The sequence below is a fragment of the Pseudazoarcus sp. NS20 genome, assembly GCF_059703745.1.
Window position 1 is genome coordinate 107,412 of the sequence record NZ_BAAKIY010000001.1, and the last position, 21,209, is coordinate 128,620.

At 65.6% G+C, this 21,209-nt stretch carries 23 protein-coding genes; 14 read left to right on the forward strand and 9 right to left on the reverse strand.

Going from position 1 to position 21,209, the window contains the following annotated elements; translation table 11 throughout:
• Positions 1–24: 24 nt before the first annotated feature.
• Genes AC6H0W_RS00530 through AC6H0W_RS00555 form a run of 6 tightly spaced genes read left to right on the forward strand, consistent with a single transcriptional unit; the run spans position 25 to position 6,213 of the window.
• The gene (locus AC6H0W_RS00530; RefSeq protein WP_497575152.1) at positions 25–2,400 is read left to right on the forward strand and encodes a TonB-dependent receptor domain-containing protein; all 2,376 of its coding nucleotides are present in this window, start codon (positions 25–27) and stop codon (positions 2,398–2,400) included.
• A 46-nt stretch (positions 2,401–2,446) separates the two neighbouring features.
• Positions 2,447–3,103 (forward strand): PepSY-associated TM helix domain-containing protein, encoded by a 657-nt coding sequence (locus AC6H0W_RS00535; RefSeq protein ID WP_497575153.1) that lies wholly within the window; start codon positions 2,447–2,449, stop codon positions 3,101–3,103.
• A 14-nt stretch (positions 3,104–3,117) separates the two neighbouring features.
• The gene (locus AC6H0W_RS00540) at positions 3,118–3,618 is read left to right on the forward strand and encodes a DUF2271 domain-containing protein (protein ID WP_497575154.1); all 501 of its coding nucleotides are present in this window, start codon (positions 3,118–3,120) and stop codon (positions 3,616–3,618) included.
• Between the two features lie 22 nt (positions 3,619–3,640).
• Positions 3,641–4,444 carry a DUF4198 domain-containing protein gene (locus AC6H0W_RS00545; RefSeq protein WP_497575155.1) on the forward strand — a complete coding sequence of 268 codons (804 nt, stop codon included), beginning with the start codon at positions 3,641–3,643 and terminating at the stop codon, positions 4,442–4,444.
• A gap of 10 nt (positions 4,445–4,454) precedes the next feature.
• A complete protein-coding gene (locus AC6H0W_RS00550; RefSeq protein ID WP_497575156.1) occupies positions 4,455–5,807 on the forward strand; it encodes a sulfite reductase subunit alpha in 1,353 nt (450 codons plus the stop codon).
• 25 nt (positions 5,808–5,832) lie between these two features.
• Positions 5,833–6,213: a DUF6746 family protein gene (locus AC6H0W_RS00555; RefSeq protein ID WP_497575157.1), complete on the forward strand. Its 381-nt coding sequence runs from the start codon at positions 5,833–5,835 to the stop codon at positions 6,211–6,213.
• 6 nt (positions 6,214–6,219) lie between these two features.
• Here AC6H0W_RS00555 and AC6H0W_RS00560 read toward each other — a convergent pair whose 3' ends face one another.
• Both AC6H0W_RS00560 and AC6H0W_RS00565 read right to left on the reverse strand, forming a co-directional pair.
• A complete protein-coding gene (locus AC6H0W_RS00560) occupies positions 6,220–7,623 on the reverse strand; it encodes a sigma-54-dependent transcriptional regulator (RefSeq protein WP_497575158.1) in 1,404 nt (467 codons plus the stop codon).
• Positions 7,616–9,064: a sensor histidine kinase gene (locus AC6H0W_RS00565; protein ID WP_497575159.1), complete on the reverse strand. Its 1,449-nt coding sequence runs from the start codon at positions 9,062–9,064 to the stop codon at positions 7,616–7,618. Before AC6H0W_RS00565 ends, AC6H0W_RS00560 begins: the two co-directional genes overlap by 8 nt.
• 197 nt (positions 9,065–9,261) lie before the next feature.
• On the opposite strand from AC6H0W_RS00565, the gene AC6H0W_RS00570 reads away from it, so the two are divergent.
• Together AC6H0W_RS00570 and AC6H0W_RS00575 are read left to right on the forward strand one after the other, a co-directional pair.
• Positions 9,262–9,642, forward strand: coding sequence for a DUF4168 domain-containing protein (locus AC6H0W_RS00570; protein ID WP_497575160.1), 381 nt, complete (start codon positions 9,262–9,264; stop codon positions 9,640–9,642).
• Between the two features lie 74 nt (positions 9,643–9,716).
• Entirely contained in the window at positions 9,717–10,826 is a 1,110-nt protein-coding gene (locus AC6H0W_RS00575) for an SLC13 family permease (RefSeq protein ID WP_497575161.1), read from the forward strand.
• 73 nt (positions 10,827–10,899) lie between these two features.
• Here the strand turns inward: AC6H0W_RS00575 and AC6H0W_RS00580 are convergent, their stop codons facing one another.
• From AC6H0W_RS00580 to AC6H0W_RS00590, 3 genes are all read right to left on the reverse strand, one after another.
• Entirely contained in the window at positions 10,900–11,160 is a 261-nt protein-coding gene (locus AC6H0W_RS00580; RefSeq protein WP_497575162.1) for a hypothetical protein, read from the reverse strand.
• A gap of 2 nt (positions 11,161–11,162) precedes the next feature.
• The gene (rpsD, locus tag AC6H0W_RS00585; protein ID WP_497575163.1) at positions 11,163–11,774 is read right to left on the reverse strand and encodes a 30S ribosomal protein S4; all 612 of its coding nucleotides are present in this window, start codon (positions 11,772–11,774) and stop codon (positions 11,163–11,165) included.
• Between the two features lie 169 nt (positions 11,775–11,943).
• The gene (locus tag AC6H0W_RS00590) at positions 11,944–12,408 is read right to left on the reverse strand and encodes a c-type cytochrome (RefSeq protein ID WP_497575164.1); all 465 of its coding nucleotides are present in this window, start codon (positions 12,406–12,408) and stop codon (positions 11,944–11,946) included.
• Between the two features lie 316 nt (positions 12,409–12,724).
• On the opposite strand from AC6H0W_RS00590, the gene AC6H0W_RS00595 reads away from it, so the two are divergent.
• Positions 12,725–13,018, forward strand: coding sequence for a copper-binding protein (locus AC6H0W_RS00595; protein WP_497575165.1), 294 nt, complete (start codon positions 12,725–12,727; stop codon positions 13,016–13,018).
• A 16-nt stretch (positions 13,019–13,034) separates the two neighbouring features.
• Here the strand turns inward: AC6H0W_RS00595 and cls are convergent, their stop codons facing one another.
• The 4 genes from cls to AC6H0W_RS00615 all read right to left on the reverse strand — a co-directional run bounded on the left by cls (position 13,035) and on the right by AC6H0W_RS00615 (position 17,155).
• On the reverse strand, positions 13,035–14,462 hold the full coding sequence (cls, locus tag AC6H0W_RS00600; protein ID WP_497575166.1) for a cardiolipin synthase: 1,428 nt from the start codon (positions 14,460–14,462) through the stop codon (positions 13,035–13,037).
• 144 nt (positions 14,463–14,606) lie between these two features.
• Complete coding sequence (locus AC6H0W_RS00605) at positions 14,607–15,053, reverse strand: DUF411 domain-containing protein (RefSeq protein WP_497575167.1); 447 nt, start codon at positions 15,051–15,053, stop codon at positions 14,607–14,609.
• Positions 15,054–15,086: 33 nt separating this feature from the next.
• The gene (locus tag AC6H0W_RS00610; RefSeq protein WP_497575168.1) at positions 15,087–16,478 is read right to left on the reverse strand and encodes a heavy metal sensor histidine kinase; all 1,392 of its coding nucleotides are present in this window, start codon (positions 16,476–16,478) and stop codon (positions 15,087–15,089) included.
• Positions 16,475–17,155: a heavy metal response regulator transcription factor gene (locus AC6H0W_RS00615; RefSeq protein WP_497575169.1), complete on the reverse strand. Its 681-nt coding sequence runs from the start codon at positions 17,153–17,155 to the stop codon at positions 16,475–16,477. Before AC6H0W_RS00615 ends, AC6H0W_RS00610 begins: the two co-directional genes overlap by 4 nt.
• Before the next feature lie 139 nt (positions 17,156–17,294).
• Here AC6H0W_RS00615 and AC6H0W_RS00620 point away from each other — a divergent pair, with 139 nt between their 5' ends.
• From AC6H0W_RS00620 to AC6H0W_RS00640, 5 genes are read left to right on the forward strand one after another with little or no spacing between them, the layout of a single operon-like run.
• Positions 17,295–17,621, forward strand: a complete 327-nt coding sequence (locus AC6H0W_RS00620; protein WP_497575170.1) for a hypothetical protein — start codon at positions 17,295–17,297, stop codon at positions 17,619–17,621.
• A 25-nt stretch (positions 17,622–17,646) separates the two neighbouring features.
• Positions 17,647–18,894, forward strand: a complete 1,248-nt coding sequence (locus tag AC6H0W_RS00625; protein ID WP_497575171.1) for a TolC family protein — start codon at positions 17,647–17,649, stop codon at positions 18,892–18,894.
• Positions 18,891–20,282: a multicopper oxidase family protein gene (locus AC6H0W_RS00630; protein WP_497576173.1), complete on the forward strand. Its 1,392-nt coding sequence runs from the start codon at positions 18,891–18,893 to the stop codon at positions 20,280–20,282. Before AC6H0W_RS00625 ends, AC6H0W_RS00630 begins: the two co-directional genes overlap by 4 nt.
• 16 nt (positions 20,283–20,298) lie before the next feature.
• The gene (locus tag AC6H0W_RS00635) at positions 20,299–20,814 is read left to right on the forward strand and encodes a cupredoxin domain-containing protein (protein WP_497575172.1); all 516 of its coding nucleotides are present in this window, start codon (positions 20,299–20,301) and stop codon (positions 20,812–20,814) included.
• A gap of 14 nt (positions 20,815–20,828) precedes the next feature.
• On the forward strand, positions 20,829–21,209 hold the full coding sequence (locus tag AC6H0W_RS00640) for a copper-binding protein (RefSeq protein WP_497575173.1): 381 nt from the start codon (positions 20,829–20,831) through the stop codon (positions 21,207–21,209).

Here is a 21,209-nt window from a genome sequence, read left to right on the forward strand (position 1 = left end):
ACACCCCTACTGACTGGAGTTCTGATGATGGTTTCTCACCAACGGGATCACGCGCCCGTTTTTGCTCTTCACCCTCTCGGTTGCGCCTTGGCGCTGGCATTTGCCACGTCCTCAGCTTTTGCACAAGACACGGACACCCGCTTGCAAGACGTCGTGGTGACCGCCACCGGCTTCGAACAAAAGATCACTGATGCGCCAGCAAGCATTTCGGTCGTCACGCAAGAAGAACTGACGAAGCGCCCCTACACCACGCTGATCGATGCTGTCCGTGACCTGGAAGGCGTCGACGTCGGGGAGACTTCCGACAAGACAGGTCAGAGAACCATCAGCATGCGCGGGATGGGTTCCGAATACACGCTGGTGCTGATCGACGGGAAACGCCAAAACAACCATGGCGACATCTACCCCAACAGCTTTGGCGGCAACCAGTTCAATCATGTTCCGCCGCTTGATGCCATCGAACGCATCGAAGTGATCCGGGGCCCCGCCTCTACGCTTTATGGCGCCGACGCCCTCGGCGGTGTCATCAATATCATCACGAAAAAAGATGCGAAAGAATGGACTGGCTCGGTAACGGTCGGCCGGACTTTCCAAAGTGACAGCGCATTCGGCGAAGACTCAACCGTCGACTTCAGTCTGCGTGGGCCGATCAAGCCCGGGGTGCTATCGATGAGCGTGCGCGGTAGCCGCTACGAGCGGGACGCTTCAAATCCCGAATTCGAAGCGGCTCGCGACCCCAACGGAGTCCTGCGCAGCCGCACGCTGGGTTTCGGTGGCGGCGGCAAGACCGTCGACAACGTCAACAAGGCGCTCGGCTTCAGTCTGTACCTCACGCCTACCGAGAACCAACGGATCACGTTTGATTACGACACCTCGAAGCAGGTGTATGACAACCGGCCGGTTACCGACCCGATTACCGGGGAAACAACGTTTCCGCTTGGCACCGTTGACAGCATTGAGACCATCTGGCGAGCAAGTGGCGGCGTCGTGCAGCCCCGCGCCGGCTACACCGATGAGCAGGAATTCACTCGCAACGCGTGGTCGTTGAGCCATGAGGGCAGGTGGGATCTTGCCACCAGTTTTGTTGCCTTGTCATATGTGGAGTCCGACAACAAGGGTCGCACCATGCCGTTCTCTGTCGCAGAGCGACAGCAACTTCAAGCGCTTTGGGATGCCGTGCCAGGGGGCAACGCCGCCACCAAGCTGGCGAACATGACGCCCGCACAGCGGGCACAGCTTGACGCCTTTCTTCCGCGCGACAAGCGCACCTTGCAGAGCAACCAGTACACGCTTGACGGCAGGCTCGATATTCCGCTGACCGATCTGGCCGGCGATCACCTGCTTGTCGTCGGCGGGCAAATCATTCGTGGCGAACTGAAGGACGACATTTTCGGGTTGGAGTCCGGTGCGGGCGGTGCAGTGCAGGATCACAAGATGTGGGCACTGTTCGTTGAAGACAATTGGATGCCTACGGACCGCTTCACACTAACCGCGGGGGTCCGTCACGACCACCACAACCTGTTCGGCAACAATCTGTCGCCGCGACTTTACGGCGCCTACAAAGTAAGCCCCCAGTGGACAGTGAAAGGTGGTGTCAGCACTGGCTACAAAACCCCGAAGACAACCGACTTGTATGACGGCATCACCGGTTTCGGTGGTCAAGGCGTTACGCCTTTCGTCGGCAACCCCGATCTGAAGCCCGAGAAGAGCCGCAATACCGAGGTGGCGGTGTACTGGAACCACCCTCAGCGTCACAGCTTCAACCTCACGGTATTCCGCAATGACTTCAAGGACAAGATCATGCGCGGCGAAGCTACCCAGAGTTGTGACGTAACGGGCGGCGTACGCCCTTGCGCCAACCTCGGCGACTACGCAGATCTTGGCTACACGAGCTACGCACAAAACATCAACGTCGCGAAAGCCCGTATTCAGGGCGTCGAGATTGCCGGGCGTTATCAGATCAGCGAGCGCTGGGCTGTGCGCGCCAACTACACCTATACCGACAGCGAACAGCAAAGCGGTGCCGACAAAGGCTTGCCCCTCACCAACAGCGCAAAACACATGCTCAACGCCACTGTCGACTGGCAGGCACTGCAAGACCTCAACGTATTCCTTGGCATGGAGGCACGCTCCAAACGCTACCGCGGCACGGACGCCTCAGGAAACCCCCGCTACTTTAAGGACTACGAAGTGTTCCACCTGGGAGCGAGCTACGACGTGAGCAAGAACTTCACGATCAACGCACGCATAAACAACCTGCTCGACGAAGACTTCACCACCTATTCGTTCGTGAGTTGCACAACCGGCAACCAGTGTGTTGGCGGCTGGGCGCCAGAGGACGATTTCAACAACAAGGACAAGGCCCGCAGTCTGTGGGTTTCGGCCAACCTCAGGTTCTGACCAGCGCTGAGCCGGCTTCCTTCTTGAAGGGCCGCCACTCTCTCCAATGACAAGCTCCCACCCCCTCCTTTCAGTCGGCAAACCAGGCGCATCAACTCAGGCACGCCGTGCCTGGTGGATGCGCCATCTCATGCAGTGGCATTGGATCAGTTCGGCCATCTGCCTGGTGGGGATGGTGATGTTCGCCGTAACCGGCATCACGCTGAACCACCCCGGCGCACTGGAGCCGGCGCCGGAGCGCACCAGCGAGACGCGCAGCGTGCCGGCCGAGCTGCTTGCCGGAATGGCCGGCGTCACCGAGGACGCAGCCCCGTTGCCGCGCGATCTGCGGCGCTGGATCGGTGGCGAGTTGGGTCGTCACATTCCGGCGCTTGCGGCGGAGTGGTCGGAGGAGGAGGTGTATCTGGCGTTGCCGCGCCCCGGTGGCGATGCGTGGCTGGTGATCGACCGCGCCAGTGGCGAACTGGAGTACGAGCTGACCGAGCGCGGCACCGTGGCGTGGCTCAACGACCTGCACAAAGGGCGCAACACGGGTACGGCGTGGAGCTGGTTCATCGACATCTTCGCCGTTGCCTGTCTGGTGTTTTCACTGACCGGCCTGTTCATTCTGGCGCTGCATGCACGGCAACGTGCCAGCGTGTGGCCGCTGGTGGGGCTGGGCGCTTTGATACCGGCCTTGCTCATTCTGCTGTTCATTCATTGATAGGAAGTTCACCGATGAAACGACCTCTGTTGGGCGCGCTGTGCGCGGCCTTGGTACCGCTGGCTGCTGCGGCGGACCTGCGCGTGGAGATCGAGTTGCCCGACCTTTCGCCGCGCCCCTACGTGGCGGTGTGGCTGGAGCGCCCGGACAACAGCGTGGCCGCCAATCTGGCCGTCTGGTACGACGTGCGCATGCGCAACGACGAAGGCAAGACCTGGCTGAAAGACATGCGACAGTGGTGGCGCCGCACGGGGCGTGATCTGGCGCTGCCGATTGACGGCGTCACCGCGGCCACGCGTGGCGCAGGCAAGCATGCATTGACCTTCAAGGAGGGCAGTGCGCCGCTCGGCATGCTGGCCAAAGGCGAGTACCGGCTGATGGTCGAGGCCTCGCGCGAGCACGGCGGGCGCGAAGTGATCAGCGTGCCGGTGCAGTGGCCGCCCGCCTCCCAACAACGTGCCACGGCCCGTGGCGAAAGCGAACTCGGCCAGATCACGGTCGAGCTCGTCCCCTGACATGACCGCAAGGAGCACTTTGATGAAATTCCGCACCCGCATCGCACTCGCCGCCATCGCCTCGGCGCTGGCTGTTCCGCTTGCCAGCGCGCACGAGCGCTGGCTGCTGCCGTCGTCCACGGTGTTGTCGAAGGCCGACTACGTCACCTTCGACGGCGCATCGTCGAACGAGGTGTTCTACTTCAACCACCGCCCGCTGCCGGTGAACGAAAGCCTCACCATCGTTTCGCCGGACGGCAGCAAGGTCGATCCTGAGAATGTCGTCACCGGCAAGCTGCGCTCGGTGTTCGACCTCAATCTGACCGCTCAGGGCACCTACCGCATCGCCATGGTCAGCTCCGGCGTGATGGCCATGTGGAAGGAAGGCGGGGAAAACAAGCGCTGGCGTGGTCCGCGCGCTGAACTCGAAGCCAACGTGCCGGCCAAGGCCACCGATCTGTCGGTGCGCGAAGTCGCCAGCCGCGTGGAAACCTTCGTCACCGTCGGCAGCCCGAGCGAGATCAAGCCCAGCGGCGAAGGCATCGAACTGCTCGCCGTCAGCCACCCCAACGACCTGCACGCCGGCGAAGCAGCCACGTTTGCCTTCACGCTCAACGGCAAACCTGCCGCCGGGCTGGAGGTAACGGTACTGCCGGGCAACATGCGCTATCGCAACGCCCAGGGCGAAATCAAGCTGGTGGCCGACGCCAAGGGGCGCGTTACGGTGAAATGGCCGAACGCAGGCATGTTCTACGTCAGCGCATCGATCAACGACACCGAGAAGGCCGAGGGCAACATCGAGCGTCGCGCCTCCTACACGGCCACGCTGGAAGTGCTGCCGGAGTGATTGCGGCAGCATGATCACCGACCAGTTGCCTCGTCTGGCCGGCGCGGCGGGCCTGTTTGCGGCCTGGGCAGGGCTCAGCCTGCGCGCCTGGTGGCATGTGCGCAGTGCGCGTCGGGCGGCCCTTGCGCCCCCTGACGCGCCAGCCACCGAAGCTCCCGCGCTGGTGGCCTTCGCCAGCCAGACCGGCTATGCGCACGAGCTGGCAGACGAGGCTGCAAACGCCTTGCGCGCCGGCGGCGTGGCTTGCGAGATCGCACCGCTGGGCGACCTTGACGCCGCGCGCCTGCGCAGTGCATCGCAGGTGCTGTTCATCGTCAGCACCTGCCGCGAGGGCGACGCACCGGACAACGCCACGCACTTCGTTGAACGCCTGATGAATCAGCAGCCCGACTTGCGCGGCGTACGTTACGCCGTGCTGGCCTTGGGCGACAGGCATTACGCCCACTTCTGCGGTTTTGGCCGGCAACTCGATGCCTGGCTGGCCGATTGCGGCGCGGTGGCCCTATTCCCACGGGTCGAACTCGACGGCGCCGACGCCGACGGGCTGCACACCTGGCGGCATCGCCTGGCCGAGTTTGCCAACGCCGCCGAACCAGCGCCCTCCACCGAGACAAACGGCAGCTGGCGCATTCGTGCGCGACGCCTTCTCAACCCCGGCAGCGTCGGTGCAGCCGCCGTGCATGTCGAGCTGGAGCCGATTGGCAATCCAGCGCGATGGGAAGCCGGTGACCTGCTGCAACTGCTGCCGCCCGGCAACGACGACCGGCCGCGCAGCTATTCGATTGCCTCACTGCCGCAAGACGGCGCGGTGCACTTGCTGGTGCGTGCGGTATTCGACGCCGAAGGCCGACCCGGCCTGATGTCTGCACTGCTGTGTGGCGAAGCGCCAGTGGGCACGGTCCTGCGTGGCCGCACACGGCCACATGTCAACTTCAGGTTGGGCGACAACGCCGCTCGTCCGCTGATCCTGATCGGCAACGGCACCGGCCTGGCCGGGTTGCTGGCGCATCTGCGCTGGCGTGCTCGGGCGGGCGACGGCCGTAACTGGCTGCTGTTCGGCGAACGCAATGCGGCGAACGACGCCTTTCACTATGAAGAACTGCAAGAGTTCGAACGACGCGGCCTGCTGGCGCGCTGCGACCGCGTGTACTCACGCGACGGCGCTGGCGAATACGTGCAGCACCGGCTTGTACGCGCCGCCGACACGCTGCGCGACTGGGTGCACGGCGGCGCGGCGATTTACGTCTGCGGCAACGCCGTGGGCATGGGCCCGGCGGTGCACAAAACACTGCAAGACATTCTCGGCGAGGCACGCCTTGCCCAACTCACCCGCGACGGGCGCTACCGCCGCGACCTGTATTGACCACCTTTTCACCACGGAGCCTTCCATGAAGAAGACCTTCAGCCTGCTCGCGCTTGCCGCGGCAGCCACCTTCTCCACCGCCACCTTCGCCCAGTCGCCGAATGACCGCGTGGCCCACTACCAGGGGAAGCAAGCCTCCGACCTGGCCGAAGCCGTAGTCAACCTGCGTGAAGCCAACGCACGTCTGGCCGAATTGCTGGGCGGCGAGGTTGGCGAGTACGATATCCACGACATTCACAGCCTGTCGTACACGCTCGAGGAATCACTGGCGGCGATCCGCAAGGAGCTGGCCGATCTGCAGGGCGACGTGGAGTCGATGCACTTCTACAGCGAAGGCCTGAACCGCGAAGAGGTCATTCAGTATGGCAACGCCTACCTGGACGGCATCAAGGCCTTCGTTCAGTAAGGCGCCTCAGTCACCTTCGGCCGGCTCGTCGTCGAGCCAGCGATACAGGGTGCGCCGCCCGATGCCCAGCAAGGCTGCGGCACGGCGGCGGTTGCCACCCACTTCATCGAGCACGCGGCGCACGTAGCGCTTCTGCACCTCTTCCAGCGTGGGCAGCACGTTGCCGTCGAGCAGGCCCCCGTCCCCCCGCGCAGTGGCCGGGCCGGTGGCCGCGGCGGCGGCCTCGGGCTTGAGCAAGCGCTCGGGCAGGTGCTCGGGCTCGACCTTTTCGCCCGAGCAGAAGGCCACCGCGCGCTCCACCGCGTTCTGCAATTCACGCACGTTGCCCGGGAACGAGTAGCCGCGCAGCGCGGCCAGCGCGGCGGCCTCGAAACCTCGCGCCGGGCGACCTTGCTCGGCGGCAAAACGCACCAGAAAGCGCTGCGCCAGCAGCTCGACATCTTCCTCGCGCTCGCGCAGCGGCGGTACCGCCAGCGCGAAGGTTTCGAGGCGGTAGTAGAGATCTTCACGAAAGGCGCCATCGGCCACGCGCTGCGCCAGATCGCGGTGTGTCGCGGCGACGATGCGCACATCCACCTGCTCTTCGGTGTCCTGACCGACCGGGCGGATCGAGCCGTCTTGCAGCGCGCGCAGCATCTTGGCCTGCAAGGCCAGCGGCATTTCGCCGATCTCGTCGAGCAGCAAGGTGCCGCCATGGGCCTGTTGCAGCAGGCCGCGACGGGCATTGCGCGCACCGGTGAAGGCGCCCGAGGCATGGCCGAAGAATTCACTTTCCATCAGTTCCTGCGGCACGCCGGCGCAGTTCACCGCGAGAAACGGGCCGTCGGCGCGGTCGCTCTCGGCGTGGATGGCGCGCGCCACCAGCTCTTTGCCAGTACCGCTCTCGCCATTGACCAGCACCGGCCCTTGCGCCCGCGCAACCACGCGAATCTGGTCGAACAGGGTGCGCATGGCAGCGCTGCGACCGAACAGGCCATGAAAAGATTCGGCCGCGCCGCTGATGCGCCGGAAGCGCGTCACCTCGTCGCGCAATTGGCGCGTTTCGAGCACCCGATCCACGCAGATCAGGAAGTGATCGAGATCGAGCGGCTTGGTCAGGAAGTCATCGGCACCCGCCTGCAAGGCCTCGACGGCCTGCGGTACGCTGCCGAACGCCGTCACCACGATGATCGCGGGCCGCTTGCCGTCCGGTTGCGCGACCAGCTCACGCACCAGCTCCATGCCATGCCCGTCAGGCAGGCGCAGGTCGGTCACGACGAGATCGGGAAGGCGCTCGGCCAGACCGTCGCGGGCATCGCTCAAGGTGCTGACCGCCTCGACGCGGCGGCCGGAAGCTTCGAGTTCGTCCACCACCAGACGCTGCAGGGCCGGGTCGTCCTCAACCACCAGAATGCGCGCGCGCTCAGACATTTTTGGCCTCCACGGCATTCAGTACGAACTCGAAACGCGCCCCGCCCAGCGGCGAGCCGGAAATGCGCACCTCAGCGCCATGCTCACGCGCAATGCGCTGCACGATGGCCAGACCAAGGCCAGTGCCCTCACCCGGCAGCCGCGTGGTGTGGAAAGGCTCGAACACCTGAGCACGCTCGGCCGGCGGGATGCCCGGCCCGTTGTCATCCACCTGCAGCACCACCTTGCCCCCCTCACACACCCAAGCCAACTCGACCCGGCCGTCCGGGCACGCCTGACGCGCATTGCGCAGCAGATTGACCATGGCCAGCTCCAAGCCCAGCGCGTCGCCCTGCACGGTGGCGGGCGGCCCCTCGCGCAGTTCGGCCGCAACGCCCTCGCCGGCCGCTAGCACGTAGACCCGGCTGATCAGCGACGGCACATCGATACGTTCGTGCCCGCTGCCAGCGCCGCGCGCATAGGCCAGCAGCTGCTGCACGATCGACGTCATGCGCGCAGCCTGTTCGCGTATCTCGCCCAGCTCACGCACCTCTTCATCACTGCGTGCGGCGCGCTGCAAGCGGCGGGCACGGCCGTCGACGACCGACAGCGGCGCGCCCAACTCATGGGCCACGCCGGCCGAAAGCTGGCCCAGCGCCGCCAGCGTTTCGCTGCGGCGCAGTTGCGCCTCGATGCGGGCGTGCTCCTCGCGCTGCTCGGCCTCGCGCGCCTCCGCACGCGCAATGGCATCCAGCATGCCGTTGATGCGCCGCGAGAGCTGGCGCAACTCACGCGGCCCGCTCTCGTCGGCACGGTGAGCCAGTTCGCCGTCCTCCACGCGTCGCACGCTGCCCAGCAGATCCTCCAGTGGCCGGCCGATGGCACGGCGGTGGCTGAAGCTCAGCACCCCGAACACCAGCACCGCCGCGAGCCCGAATCCGCTCCAGGTGCGCCGCTTGAGCGTTTTGAGTTCGGCCTCCATGTCGCTACGCAAACGCGTGACCTGCAGCAAGCCATCGGGCTGACCACCGGCATCGAACAAGGGAAGGAAGAAGGAATAGACGTTCTCGCCACGAATGGTCGAGTACTGCTCGAACTGGCCTTCAAGCGAGAGTTTCAGCGCATCACCGGCCTGCGCACGGGTAGGGCTGCCGGCGCCGAAACCGAGAATGCGGCGCCCCTCCGCATCGAACAGGTAAGCGCCATACACCTCGGTCATGCCGAACACCGAAGCCAGGCTGGATTGCAGTTGCTCGAAATCGTTGCGGGCCAGCGCCTGCATGACCGGGAAATGCACGGCGCGCGCCACCAGTTGCAAGTCGCGCTGCATGCGTGTCTCGATGAACTGCCCCAGCACCGCCAGAGACACCGCCAGAACCAGGGCGAGGATGGCCAGCAATGGTGCGACGACCTGCAGCGCGAGCACGGTTCGCAAGCTGCTCAGAAAGGCGGGCGGGCGCATGGAATGGCACCTTGTTCAATTGGCACATGCGCCAAAATGACACACTCCCACGTACCAGGTCAAATATTGGCGCGGCCCACCAAGGACCGGGAAGACTGCCTCAACGCATTGTTTTTATGGGATTTCATTAAAAATTCTGAAAACTGGCACGATGTTCGCAACGGTTTGGCTGCAGTCTCACTATTGGAGAAATGACCATGAAAAAACTTACTCCGCTTCTCGCCAGCCTGATGCTCGCCTTCGGAATGTCCTCGGTCGCTGTCGCGCAATCCGCGCCGACCCAGCAGACCGCACCTCCGACGCAGGCACAGCCGCAGTCGGCCGACTTTACTGACCAAGATGTGGAGAAGTTCGCCGAAGTCCAGCCGACCATCGAGACGATTCGCGCCGAATACTCCGAGCGCCTGCTCGACGTGAATGACCCGGAAGAAGCCGCCAAGCTTCAGACCGAAGCCGTGCAGGAAATGGTGAACACGGTGAACGAGATCGGCCTTGAGGTCGAAACCTACAACGGTATTGCGATCGCATTGCAGTCGGATCCCGAACTGCGCATGCGAGTCGAGTCGATGATGAACTGATCCTCCCCATCGACTGACCCGAGGGGGCTGTTCTGGCCCTCCCTGCGGGCGATGGACACGGCACAATACGCGCCATGTCCATCGCCCGTTTTTTTCTGAGCCGCCTTGTCGCCGACCGCTTGTTGCTGGTCTTGCTGGGCGGTTTCGTCATTCTGCTGCTGACCGCGCCGCAACGCGCGACAGCGCTGCACGCGCTGGTCGATTGGCGCACCATCGCCGCGCTGGCGGGTTTGCTGGTGTTGTCACGCGGCCTTGAGAACAGCGGTTTTCTGGCGCGCGCCGGGCACGCACTGCTGACGCAGGCCCACGGCGAACGCCGCCTGGCGGCCTCGCTGGTGCTGTTCTCGGCGGCTCTTTCGGCCGTGGTCACCAATGACGTGGCGCTGTTCATCGTGGTGCCGCTCACTGTCGGCCTGAGTCGCGTGGCGAGCTTGCCTGTGGGGCGACTCGTCATCTTCGAGGCGCTGGCCGTCAATGCCGGCTCCACCGCAAGCCCGATCGGCAACCCGCAAAACCTCTTCCTGTGGCAATCCTCAGACACCGGCTTCGTGGAGTTCACGCTGGCCATGCTGCCTCTGGCGGCGGCCCTGCTGCTGCTGATTCTGATGTTGATTCCGCTCGGCTTCCTGGCCCAACGTATCGAAATCGCCGACACGGCCCCGGCGGCGCCGATAGACCGTCGTTTGATGGGGCTGTCGCTCGCGCTGTATCCGGTATTTCTCATCGCGGCGGAATCAGGCTACACCGTGTGGGCCGCGGCGGCCGTGATCGCGCTGTACCTGTGCGTCGCCCGCCAGGTCGTGCGCGAGGTGGATTGGCTTCTGCTGTTGGTATTCGTGCTGATGTTCATCGACCTCGGACTGCTTGCCGGCTTGCCTTGGGTGGCAGCCCGCGTGCCGGAGCTGCTGGAACTTCCAGGCGGTCTGATGACCACTGGCGCACTGCTGTCGCAGTTCATCTCCAACGTACCGGCGACGATCTTTCTCGCCAACTTCACGGACGATTGGCGGACGTTGGCGTGGGCGGTCGCCGTAGGCGGCTTCGGCACCGCCATCGGATCGCTCGCCAGCCTGATCGCGCTGCGCCTGTCACGCCAGTCAGGCCTGTGGCGGGAGTTTCACCTGTGGTCCATGCCTGTGCTGGTACTGGCTTTCTGCATTGCACAGTGGCTACCGGGCCGCTAACACCCGCACCAAAAGAATATGCCCCACACGAACGAGCCGCGTGAGGCATTCCTGCCATGTCCAACGGAACGATTCAGGAGGGCAAAGCCCCCTTCGGCACGCACGGCATGTCCGCACACAGCGAACGGTAGCCATCCCACTCCGCACACATTTCGCGGGCGCAGGCACGCACCTCGTCAGCCAAGCGCGCATCGGCGGCGATGACTTCAAGGTGCTTGACCACCGCGTCGGCCACCACCGGCGAGCGGCGGGCCGGGAAGCGCGACATCAGTTGCATGACCGCTGCCAGCGCAAGCTCGGGGCGGGCCTCGTAGCGCAGTGCGTCGGAAGCCATGCTTACATCCTCACCGCGTAGTATTCGACGACGTGCTGCACTTCAATGGGGAACGGAACCTCGTCGTGGTGGGGCACACGCGTGATGCTGGCGCTGACGGCCGCGGCGTCGAAGTTGATCCACTCGGGGCGCGCGAGCTCCGGCGTGGCAATGGTCTCGACGGTGGCGGGAATGCGGCGGCCTTTCTCGGTCAGCGTGATGACGTCGCCCGGTTTCACGCGGATCGACGGGATATTCACGGACTTGCCGTTGAGCAGCACATGACGGTGGCTCACCAGCTGGCGTGCGGCGATGCCGGTGGGCGCAAAGCCGGCACGGAACACGGCATTGTCGAGGCGGCGCTCGAGCAATTCGAGCAGCTTCTCGCCGGTCGGCGCGTTGGAATTCTTGGCTTCGGTGAACAGCTTGCGGATCTGGCCTTCGCTCACACCGTAGTTGAAGCGCAGCTTCTGTTTTTCCATCAAACGCAGCGCGAAGTCGGAGCGACGGCGGTTCTTCTGGCCGTGCTGACCCGGCGGGTAATCGCGGTTTTCCGTGGATTTGCGCGACAGCCCCGGCAGGGTAGTGCCCAGCGCGCGCATGACTTTGAGGCGGGGACCGGTAATACGAGCCACATTCTTCTCCTGTACATACCCGGCCGGATCAGGACGCGGCCGTCGGTTGAATCAACAGAAGATGATAGTTATTCGTATTTGTAAACGCAAATCATTCTTGATTGATAGCGTTATTGACCTAATGCCTAATGTGGCGTGGCGCCATTGCCCGGCAACAGGGAATCAGCCCTCAGCGCGGAGCGCGCTGAGCCAGCATGCGTGTGCGGGCCTCGGCAACTTCGGCGGGCCATTTGCTCTGGATGTAGGCGAGCACTGCGCGGATCTCGTCACTGGAGAGAATCTCGCCGAAGGCGGGCATGTCGCTCTGATAACCCGGCGGCGCCAGAGGGGGCACCATGCCGTCGTGGATCATGGCGAAGAGGTCTTCGTCGGAATGGTGCCAGGTGTGCCCACTGGCATCGTGAGGGGGAGCAGGCAAACGCCCGTCGGCACGGCGCTGACGCCAGTTTTCCTGTCCTTCCAGGTTGGCGCCGTGGCACACCGCGCAATGCTCGAGATACACCTCGGCGCCGATTGCCAGCTTGGGCATGTTGGTGGGGTCGATGCCCTCCTCCGGCCATGGCTGACCGCAGCCCGCCAGCATGAGCGAGCACGAAGCGGCGAAGGCATACATCGATAGGGGCGACCGGGTCATTTCATCCTGGGGCTGGAATGAGTAACGACAACTGAAGACAACTGCGAAACAGGTACGACTCAGACTCGCTTGACGTTCCGGCACGCCACGCCGTGCTACGGCTGCAATCGCCTCGGAAGCGATCAGGTCGAAACATTAACTCTTTTTGCAAGCATGCGTCACAGAGTACCGCAGCGCCAGAAAAATTCCCTGCCCGTTTCAACGGCGCTCACGGCGGAAGCGCGCATCCCCTGCAAGGATGCGAAACAGCACGGCATGGAACGCTCCGCAGCCAGCGCGGTCGAGTGCAGACAAGCCTTCAGCTACCAGAACGACCATGCATACGCTGCTCCTGCTGCTCGCACTCGCCCTGCTCCCGGGTTTCGCATCCGCCGAAACGGCGCTCCCGCCCGTGCACGCCGAGGTTCATCAGGTGGATCGATCGGCGGGCACGCTGACCTTGCGCCTCAAGCGCGTCCCGAACCTCGATCTGCCGCCAATGACCATGGTGCTGCATGTCGCCGACCCGGCAATGCTCAAGGGGCTGGCTCCGGAGGACAAGCTCAACGTCACCATCGACAAGGTGGGCAGCGATTACACCGTGATGTCGCTCGAGCGGGCCCGCGATTAGCAGCGCCAACCCGTGCCTACAGCACCGGCGCGGTGAGATAGGCCGCGCGTGAGGCGGCCCGGAACCACCACGGCTTGTCCACCACTTCCTCCAGGCTCATGCTGCGCGAACGGGCGAAATCCTGTTCGAACATGGTCTCCATCTCGTCGGCGAACGCCTGCTGCATCACCCACGCGGTGATCTCGAAATTCAGGCGGAACGAACGATTGTCGAGATTCACCGTGCCTACCGCCGAGGCCTTGTCATCCACCAGCATGGTCTTGCCGTGCAGAAAGCCTTCCTGGTAGCGGTGAATCTGCACGCCGGCTTCCAGCAGCGGAGCCACCAGCGCATACGCCGCAAAATAGGTCAGCAGGTTGTCGGGGCGCTCGGGAATCAGCACGCGTACATCCACGCCGCGCAGCGCGGCGAGCTTGAGTGCCCCCAGCACGCCCTCGTCGGGCACGAAGTACGGGCTGGAAATCCACAAGCGCTCGGTGGCCGAGTGGATGGCGTGCTGCACCATCAGGCTGGCCGTCTCGAAACGGTCGGCCGGGCCACTCGGCAGCACCAGCACGGGCACGCCGCCGCCCTCGGCGGCGCGCGGCGTCCAGTCCAGATCGAGAATCTCCTCCGTGGCCCAATGCCAGTCCTCCACGAACGACAACTGCAGGCACAAGGTCGCCGGGCCGGTCATGCGCAGATGCGTATCGCGCCATGCGCCGTAGCGGTCGTCATGCCCGAGGTATTCGTCGCCCACGTTGGCGCCGCCCACCCAGCCGGTGCGCCCGTCCACCACCACTACCTTGCGATGGTTGCGGAAGTTGAGCTGCAGGCGGTTGCCCGAGCCGCGCGTGGAATGGAAGCGGCTGACATGCACGCCGGCTGCGCTCATTTCCGACAGGTATGAGTTGGGCAGGCGATAACTGCCGATCTCGTCATACAGGAAATGCACGCGCACGCCCTCTTGCGCCTTGCGCATCAGCAGCGCCTGCAATTCACGCCCAAGGGTGTCGTTGCGCACGATGTAGAACTGCACCAGCACGCTCTCGCGTGCGGCTTCGATGCCTTCGAAGATGCTGCGGAAGGTGTCCTCGCCGTCGATCAGCAGCTCCACCTCGTTGCCGGTGAGCATCGGCATCTTGGCCAGTCGCTCGATGGCCTCGACCTTGCGGTCGTCCGCCGGCAGCGCCACGTGAAAGGGCTGCGTCAGGGCCATGCGGTCCTGCAATTCGGTGAACAGTTCGGTGTCTTCCTCACGGCGACCGATCACGTAGCCCTGAAAACGGCTGCGACCGAACACCCAGTAAGTGGGCACCGCGACCACCGGGAAGGTATTGAGGGACACGATCCACGCCACCGAGCCGGGCGCGGTGCGGGTGGACATCAAGGCGTCGAGCGAAGAGAAGAAGCCCACGACGTGCGCCAGTGCCACCGCCGCAAAAATGCTGCGGCGCCTGCGCACTGCGATCCATCGTCCGAGCTTCCTGAACACCCTTCAACCTCCGCACCGAATCACCTGAACAAGCCCGCCCAGCGTGGCCGCCCGGGGCATGGTACCGCGACGAATTGCCACTACAGGCAACCCGTACCCTCCCCACCCAAGGACTCAGTGAGTCGCGAACACCGCCGCATTCCCTTGCTCGTCGAAACTGATCACCTGGAAGCGCTCGACGGGGTCGGGCCCCTCCATCCCGGGAGAACCAAGCGGCATGCCCGGCGCCGAGATGCCGACCAGCCGAGGCCTCTCGGTGAGCAGGCGGCGCACGTCCGCTGCCGGTACGTGTCCCTCGACCACATACCCGCCGACCAGCGCGGTATGGCACGAACCCAACGCGCGCGGAACGCCTGCCTCGCTCTTGACGAGGTCCATATGCTTCGTAGCAATCTCACGCACCTGAAAACCACTTTCGCGCAGATGGTCGGCCCACTTGCCGCAGCAGCCGCAACCGGGATCCTTGTACATCACCACTTCGTCGCTGGCTGCGACCGGAGCCGCAAACAGGGTCAGGGCGCAAATCCCGGCGAGAATATCGGAGGCGTTGAAACGAAACATAGCTGGTCTCCCATGAGTGTGTTACAGACCGATTTACTCGCTCGTCAGTGCTCGCAGGCATGGCAAATGCAGCGTGAAGCACGTGATACCGTCCTGTGAGCTCACCGTGACGCGCCCTCTGTGCGCGTGGGCGATGGAACGCGTGATCGCCAGCCCCAGACCAGCCCCCTCGCCATGGCGGGCGCGTTCGCCCTCGATGCGATGGAAGCGTTCGAACAGTCTGCCCGCACGTTCGGGTGGGATGGTCTCACCGGTGTTGAAGACCGACAAGCTCACCTCCTCTACACCCGCCTCGATCAGGATGTCCACGCAGCTTCCGCGTCGCGCATGGCGCAGGGCATTGGACAGCAGGTTGGACAGCGCACGGCGCAGCATCAGCCGGTCGCCGGCCACCGTCGCGGCCCCACCGAGGCGGATCGTCACACCCTGCTCCTCGGCCAGCGCCTCGTAGAACTCGGCCAGCGCAGCCGCTTCGTCCTCCAGCGCCACCGCCTCGGCAGCGCGTGGCAGGCGGCCGTCGTCGGCCTTGGCGAGGAACAGCATGTCACCGATCATGCGTGCCATGCGCTCGAATTCCTCCAGATTGGAGTGCAAGGTGTCGCGGTATTCGTCGGCGCTGCGCGCACGCGACAAAGCCACTTCGGTGGCCGTCATCAGGTTGGATACCGGCGTGCGCAACTCATGGGCAATGTCGGCCGAATAGGTGTCGAGCCGGCGAAAGGCCGCTTCGAGGCGGTCGAGCATGCCGTTGAAGGCCTCGACCAGCTCCTGCATTTCGGCCGGGGCATCCTCGCGCAGCAGGCGTTCGCCCAGGCGCTCGGCCGACAGGCTGCGCGCCGTTGCGGTGACGCTCCGCAGCGGTGCCAGCCCGCGCCGCGCCGCAAACCACGCCAGCCCCGCCGCCAGCAGCGCCACCAGTGAGATGCCGGCCCACAGACGCGAGCGCACGGCATCCAGGAAGTGGCTGTGGTGCGTGATGTCGAGCGCCACATCGATGCGGATGCTGCGCGGCACCTCCAGCGGCAGTTCCAGCGTCGCCGCGCGACCGATGAACTCGCGCTCGTTCAGTGTCCACTTGCGCAGCTGTCCGGGCTCCGCAACATCGTCCGGGAAAATTTCACCGCGCACTGCATGCAGCACCCGGCCAGCGGCGTCGGTGACCACCAGCGCCACCATCGCATGCCCGCCGAAGAGGTCGTCGATGCGCCCGCCGAGGGCGTCGAACTGCGCCTCCGACGCCGTGTGCGCCAGCAGGTTGCTGACCACCGTGAGCTGCGCGCCCAGATCGTGCTCATCCAGTTCGTCGAAGTGGCTTGCCACCGCACGCTCGATGATCATGCCGGCCACCAGCAGCACGCCGGCCGCGAACACCGCGAAAATCAGCGCCAGTCGGGCCGTCAGCGATAGCGGGCGGCGCACGCTCATGCTTCCTCGTCCGCTTCCAGCACATAGCCCATGCCGCGCACGGTGCGGATCAGCTTGGGCTCGAAGGGGTCATCCACCTTGGCGCGCAGGCGCCGCACCGCGACCTCGATGACGTTGGTGTCGCTGTCGAAATTCATGTCCCACACCTGCGAGGCGATCAGCGAGCGCGGCAGCACCTCGCCCTGGCGGCGCAGCAGCAGCTCCAGCAGTGCGAATTCCTTGGCGGTGAGGTCGATGCGCTGGCCCGCGCGCAGCACGCGCCGGCGCAGCAGGTCCAGTTCCAGATCGGCCGCACGCAGCACGTCGGGCTCCTTGCTGCGCCCGCGCCGCAGCAGGGTGCGCACGCGCGCCAGCAGCTCGGAGAAGGCGAAGGGCTTGACCAGATAGTCGTCGGCACCCAGTTCCAGCCCGCGCACGCGGTCCTCGACCTGGTCGCGCGCGGTCAGGAACAGCACCGGCGTCTCGCGCCCGCCGCGCCGCAGTGTCTCCAGCACGCCCCAGCCGTCGAGCCGCGGCAGCATCACGTCGAGCACGATCAGGTCGTAGTCGCCACTGGTGGCCAGATGCAGGCCGTCAAGCCCGTCGCGCGCCAGATCGACGACGAAGCCCGCCTCCGCCAGCCCCTGGCGCAGGTAGTCACCGGTCTTGGGTTCGTCCTCGACGATCAGGATCTTCATGCGGCCATTCTGCCAGCGTGCCCGCAACCGCCACCAAGATTACGAACTTGTAATCCGCGCGTCAGGCTGTTGACCGCGGTCGCCGCACATCATCGAGAGCGTAAGGACGAAGCCTCGTCCGCCAACCGGGAGACCGATGATGAACACGCTCCGCCCGCTCCACATCTTCGCCCTTGCCGCCGCCTTGCTGCCGCCGCTTGGCGCACTGGCTTCCTCGCACGACGCTCAGGACCACTCCGCCCATCATCCGCCGGCCGCCGAGGCACCCGCTGCCCAGCCGGCTCCGGAACAGGGCTGTCCGATGATGTCCGGTGGCATGAAGCACGACATGCACGGCGACATGGACAAGCACGGGGCAATGCCGATGCAGCACCAGATGATGCAGATGCGTATCGAGGCCCTGGAAAAGCGCGTCGACATGCTGCAGATGATGCTGCAGATGCACGGCGGCATGCACCACCGCTGAGGCAACCCTGAAGGAGGACGAGCCCTTGCCCATCCCGATCCGACCCATCGCGCTGGCCGCAGCGCTGATCGCAGGGGCGGCGATTGCCGCCCCGCCCCAACCGGGCGTGACCTGGCCCGAACACGACCCCGCACTCGGCGAGCGCGACTGGCGCGAAGCCAATGACACCGTCGGCCGCTTCGAGCGTGGCCACATCGACCTGCTGCGCTGGGAAGCCGCCAATTTACCCGAAGCGGTCGAGGCCACCGACACCCGTCCGCAACTGGGCACCGGCGCCGCCGTGCGCGCCGCCTTCGCGCAGCGCCCGACGCTGTTTGCCACCAGCGGCATGAGCGCACAGGAACGCGCGCTGGCTGACGTCGCTGCCGTGGAGCTGGCGCGCGAGGTGCAACAGGCGTGGGTCAGCGCCGTCGCCGCGCAGGCCGCGCTGCGTCACGCCGAGCGCGAGTTCGAGGCCGCCAGCGTGGCCGACGAGCTGGCCGCGCGCATGACCGCCGCCGGCAACTGGGGACGCGACCGGCTGGTGGGCAAGCGCCTTGATCTGGCCGACGCCGCGATTGCGCTGACGCAAGCGCGTCATGCCGCCTTCGCGGCGCGCGAGGCGCTGGTGCGCGTGGCCGGTCTGTCCGGCGAGGCAGCGACCTTCTCGCTGCCGGACGCGCTGGCGCCCTTGCCGCCGCTGCGGCCCGCAGACGGCATCGAAGCCGCCGCCGAGCGCGCCAGCCCACAACTGGCGGTACTCACCGCCGAGGCCGCGCGTGCCGAAGCCGGTCTGCCGCAGGGCGACCGCGCACGCTGGCAGGCCGCCTCGCAGGCGGCGCTGCCGGACGCCGACGCGGCCACCCTGCCCGCTGCCGCGCCCTACATCGACCTGCGCCGCACGCCGCTGTCGCACGACGTACAACGCGCCGTGCGCAGCCGCGCCGACGCGGCACTGATGCGCGTGCGCGTGGGCTCACAGGCGCGCGAGGCCTGGCACGGCTACGCCGCCGCCCACGAGGTCGCCCACGTCCTGACCGCGCGCGTGCTGCCGCTCGCCGCCGAGCGCGAGGACGACATGCTGCTGCGCTACAACGGCATGCTGAAAAGCACCTGGGACCTGATCGACGCCACGGGCGAGCGCGTTGCCGCCGAGACCGCCGCGCTGCAGGCGCAGCGCGATTTCTGGCTCGCCCACATCAACCTGCAGGCCGTGCTGGCCGGGGCCGAACACGTCGGCGGCGGCAGCGGGGTTGCACGCAGCACTCGCGGCGGCGCCGCAGGAGGTCACTGATGGATCGCAGGAAGTTCTTCGGCCACGCCGCATTCGGCGCGGTGGCCGCCACGGCGGTCAGCAAGGCTGCACTGGCAGGGCTGCCCGAGCCGGTCATCCAGACCTCGGCCGCCACCGCACCGCCGCGCATGCCGGACACCGGCCGCCCCTACAACCCGGTGGTGACGCTCAACGGCTGGACCGCGCCGTGGCGCATGAACGCCGGCGTCAAGGAATTCCACCTGGTCGCCGAGCCGGTCGAGCGCGAGATCGCGCCGGGCATGGTGGCGCGCCTGTGGGGCTACAACGGTCAGAGCCCCGGCCCGACCATCGAGGTGGTGGAAGGCGACCGCGTGCGCATCTTCGTCACCAACAAGCTGCCCGAGGCGACCTCCATCCACTGGCACGGCCAGCGCCTGCCCAACGGCATGGACGGCGTGGTGGGGCTCAACCAGAAGTCGATTCCGGTGGGCAAGACCTATGTCTATGAGTTCGTCGCGCGCCGCCCCGGCACCTTCATGTACCACCCGCACGCCGACGAGATGGTGCAGATGGCGATGGGCATGATGGGCTTCTGGGTCACGCATCCGAAGGAAGCCCACCCGGCGATCAGCGAGGTCGACCGCGACTTCTGCTTTCTGCTGAACGCCTACGACATCGACCCCGGCAGCGTGGTACCGAAGATCAACACCATGACCGACTTCAACCTGTGGACCTTCAACAGTCGCGCCTTCCCCGGCATCGACTCGATGAACGTGCGCCACGGCGACCGCGTACGCATCCGCGTCGGTAACCTGACCATGACCAACCACCCGGTGCACATCCACGGTCATGAGTTCGAGGTCACCGGCACCGACGGCGGCCCCACGCCGCCGGGTTCGCGCTGGCCGGAGGTCACGGTGGACATCGCCGTGGGCCAGATGCGGCAGATGGAATTCATCGCCGACGAGGAAGGCGACTGGGCTTTCCACTGCCACAAGAGCCACCACACCATGAACCCCATGGGCCACGACGTGCCGACCATGATCGGCATCGACCACCGCGGCCTGGTCGGCCGGCTGCAGAAGCTGTCGCCCGACTACATGGTAATGGGCGAGCGGGGCATGGCCGACATGAAGGACATGGAGATGCTGATTCCCGAGCAGACCCTGCCGATGATGGCCGGCCACGGCCCGCATGGCCCCATCGGCATGGGCGGCATGTTCACCATGCTCAAGGTGCGCCATGACCAGCCGCACGGGGACTACTCCGACCCGGGCTGGTACGCGCAACCGGCCGGCACCCAGGCCTTCGAATGGACCGGCCCGCTCGCCGAGCCCGCACGTTTCGCGGCGGACCGTCCGGACGCCCCCAAGGTCGAGATGGACGTGCGCAAGCCGCAGGGCGGCCCGGGCCATCACCAACACTGAAGCATAGGAGACACCCATGCAGAGAACACCCCTGATCGCCCTGATCGCCGCGCTGGCTGTGAGCGGCGCCGCCCATGCCCACGGCGAGCGTCATCACGCGAAGCCGGCCGGCCCGGTCGTCAAGGAACAGACGGCCTGGGGCATCGCCGCCGAGGCCGGGGACGCCACCCGCACGCTGGAGGTGGTGATGAGCGACGACATGCGCTTCACCCCCGGCAAAGTCAGCTTCAAGGAGGGTGAAACCGTACACATCGTCGTCAGGAACGCCGGTCAGGTCATGCACGAACTGGTCATCGGCGACCCCGCATCGCTGGTCGAGCACGCCGAGATGATGGTCAGGTTCCCCAAAATGGAACACGACGAACCCTGGATGGCCCACGTACCGCCGGGCGAGACCGCCGAGATCGTGTGGACCTTCAACCGCGCAGGCGAATTCGAGTTCGCCTGCCTGCTGCCGGGTCACTACCAGGCCGGCATGCTGGCCAGCGTGGCAGTCCAGGCCAAGGCCGACAGCGCGCACCATCGTCACTGAACAGGAGTCAGCCCATGCACCCGATCCACCGTATCAGCCTTGCCTGTGTCATCGGGCTGGCGCTGGCCAGCCCCAGCCTGGCCCACAATCACAGCGCAGGCCACGGACATGCTCACGGCCCCGCAAGCGAGGCCGCCACACCGTCCCCCGCCAAGGCAGCTCACGCCGAGCTGCCCCTGGTGGATGCCGAAGTACGCCGCGTGGACACGCGCAACAACAAATTGTCGCTACGCCACCAGCATATCCCTAACCTCGACATGCCGCCGATGACCATGGTCTTCGAGGTGGCTGACCCGGTCCTGCTTGAAGGCCTCAGCAACGGCGACAAGGTGAGCGTCACGGTGGATGAGATCAACGGTAAGTACACCGTGCTGAGCCTCAAAGTGCGGCAATAG

Bases quoted from the DNA above. Each gene is read 5' to 3' on its own strand.
- AC6H0W_RS00530 (WP_497575152.1), top strand. From the start codon at position 25: ATGATGGTTTCTCACCAACGGGATCACGCGCCCGTTTTTGCTCTTCAC.
- AC6H0W_RS00535 (WP_497575153.1), top strand. From the start codon at position 2,447: ATGACAAGCTCCCACCCCCTCCTTTCAGTCGGCAAACCAGGCGCATCA.
- AC6H0W_RS00540 (WP_497575154.1), top strand. From the start codon at position 3,118: ATGAAACGACCTCTGTTGGGCGCGCTGTGCGCGGCCTTGGTACCGCTG.
- AC6H0W_RS00545 (WP_497575155.1), top strand. From the start codon at position 3,641: ATGAAATTCCGCACCCGCATCGCACTCGCCGCCATCGCCTCGGCGCTG.
- AC6H0W_RS00550 (WP_497575156.1), top strand. From the start codon at position 4,455: ATGATCACCGACCAGTTGCCTCGTCTGGCCGGCGCGGCGGGCCTGTTT.
- AC6H0W_RS00555 (WP_497575157.1), top strand. From the start codon at position 5,833: ATGAAGAAGACCTTCAGCCTGCTCGCGCTTGCCGCGGCAGCCACCTTC.
- AC6H0W_RS00560 (WP_497575158.1), bottom strand. From the start codon at position 7,623: ATGTCTGAGCGCGCGCGCATTCTGGTGGTTGAGGACGACCCGGCCCTG.
- AC6H0W_RS00565 (WP_497575159.1), bottom strand. From the start codon at position 9,064: ATGCGCCCGCCCGCCTTTCTGAGCAGCTTGCGAACCGTGCTCGCGCTG.
- AC6H0W_RS00570 (WP_497575160.1), top strand. From the start codon at position 9,262: ATGAAAAAACTTACTCCGCTTCTCGCCAGCCTGATGCTCGCCTTCGGA.
- AC6H0W_RS00575 (WP_497575161.1), top strand. From the start codon at position 9,717: ATGTCCATCGCCCGTTTTTTTCTGAGCCGCCTTGTCGCCGACCGCTTG.
- AC6H0W_RS00580 (WP_497575162.1), bottom strand. From the start codon at position 11,160: ATGGCTTCCGACGCACTGCGCTACGAGGCCCGCCCCGAGCTTGCGCTG.
- AC6H0W_RS00590 (WP_497575164.1), bottom strand. From the start codon at position 12,408: ATGACCCGGTCGCCCCTATCGATGTATGCCTTCGCCGCTTCGTGCTCG.
- AC6H0W_RS00595 (WP_497575165.1), top strand. From the start codon at position 12,725: ATGCATACGCTGCTCCTGCTGCTCGCACTCGCCCTGCTCCCGGGTTTC.
- AC6H0W_RS00605 (WP_497575167.1), bottom strand. From the start codon at position 15,053: ATGTTTCGTTTCAACGCCTCCGATATTCTCGCCGGGATTTGCGCCCTG.
- AC6H0W_RS00610 (WP_497575168.1), bottom strand. From the start codon at position 16,478: ATGAGCGTGCGCCGCCCGCTATCGCTGACGGCCCGACTGGCGCTGATT.
- AC6H0W_RS00615 (WP_497575169.1), bottom strand. From the start codon at position 17,155: ATGAAGATCCTGATCGTCGAGGACGAACCCAAGACCGGTGACTACCTG.
- AC6H0W_RS00620 (WP_497575170.1), top strand. From the start codon at position 17,295: ATGAACACGCTCCGCCCGCTCCACATCTTCGCCCTTGCCGCCGCCTTG.
- AC6H0W_RS00635 (WP_497575172.1), top strand. From the start codon at position 20,299: ATGCAGAGAACACCCCTGATCGCCCTGATCGCCGCGCTGGCTGTGAGC.
- AC6H0W_RS00640 (WP_497575173.1), top strand. From the start codon at position 20,829: ATGCACCCGATCCACCGTATCAGCCTTGCCTGTGTCATCGGGCTGGCG.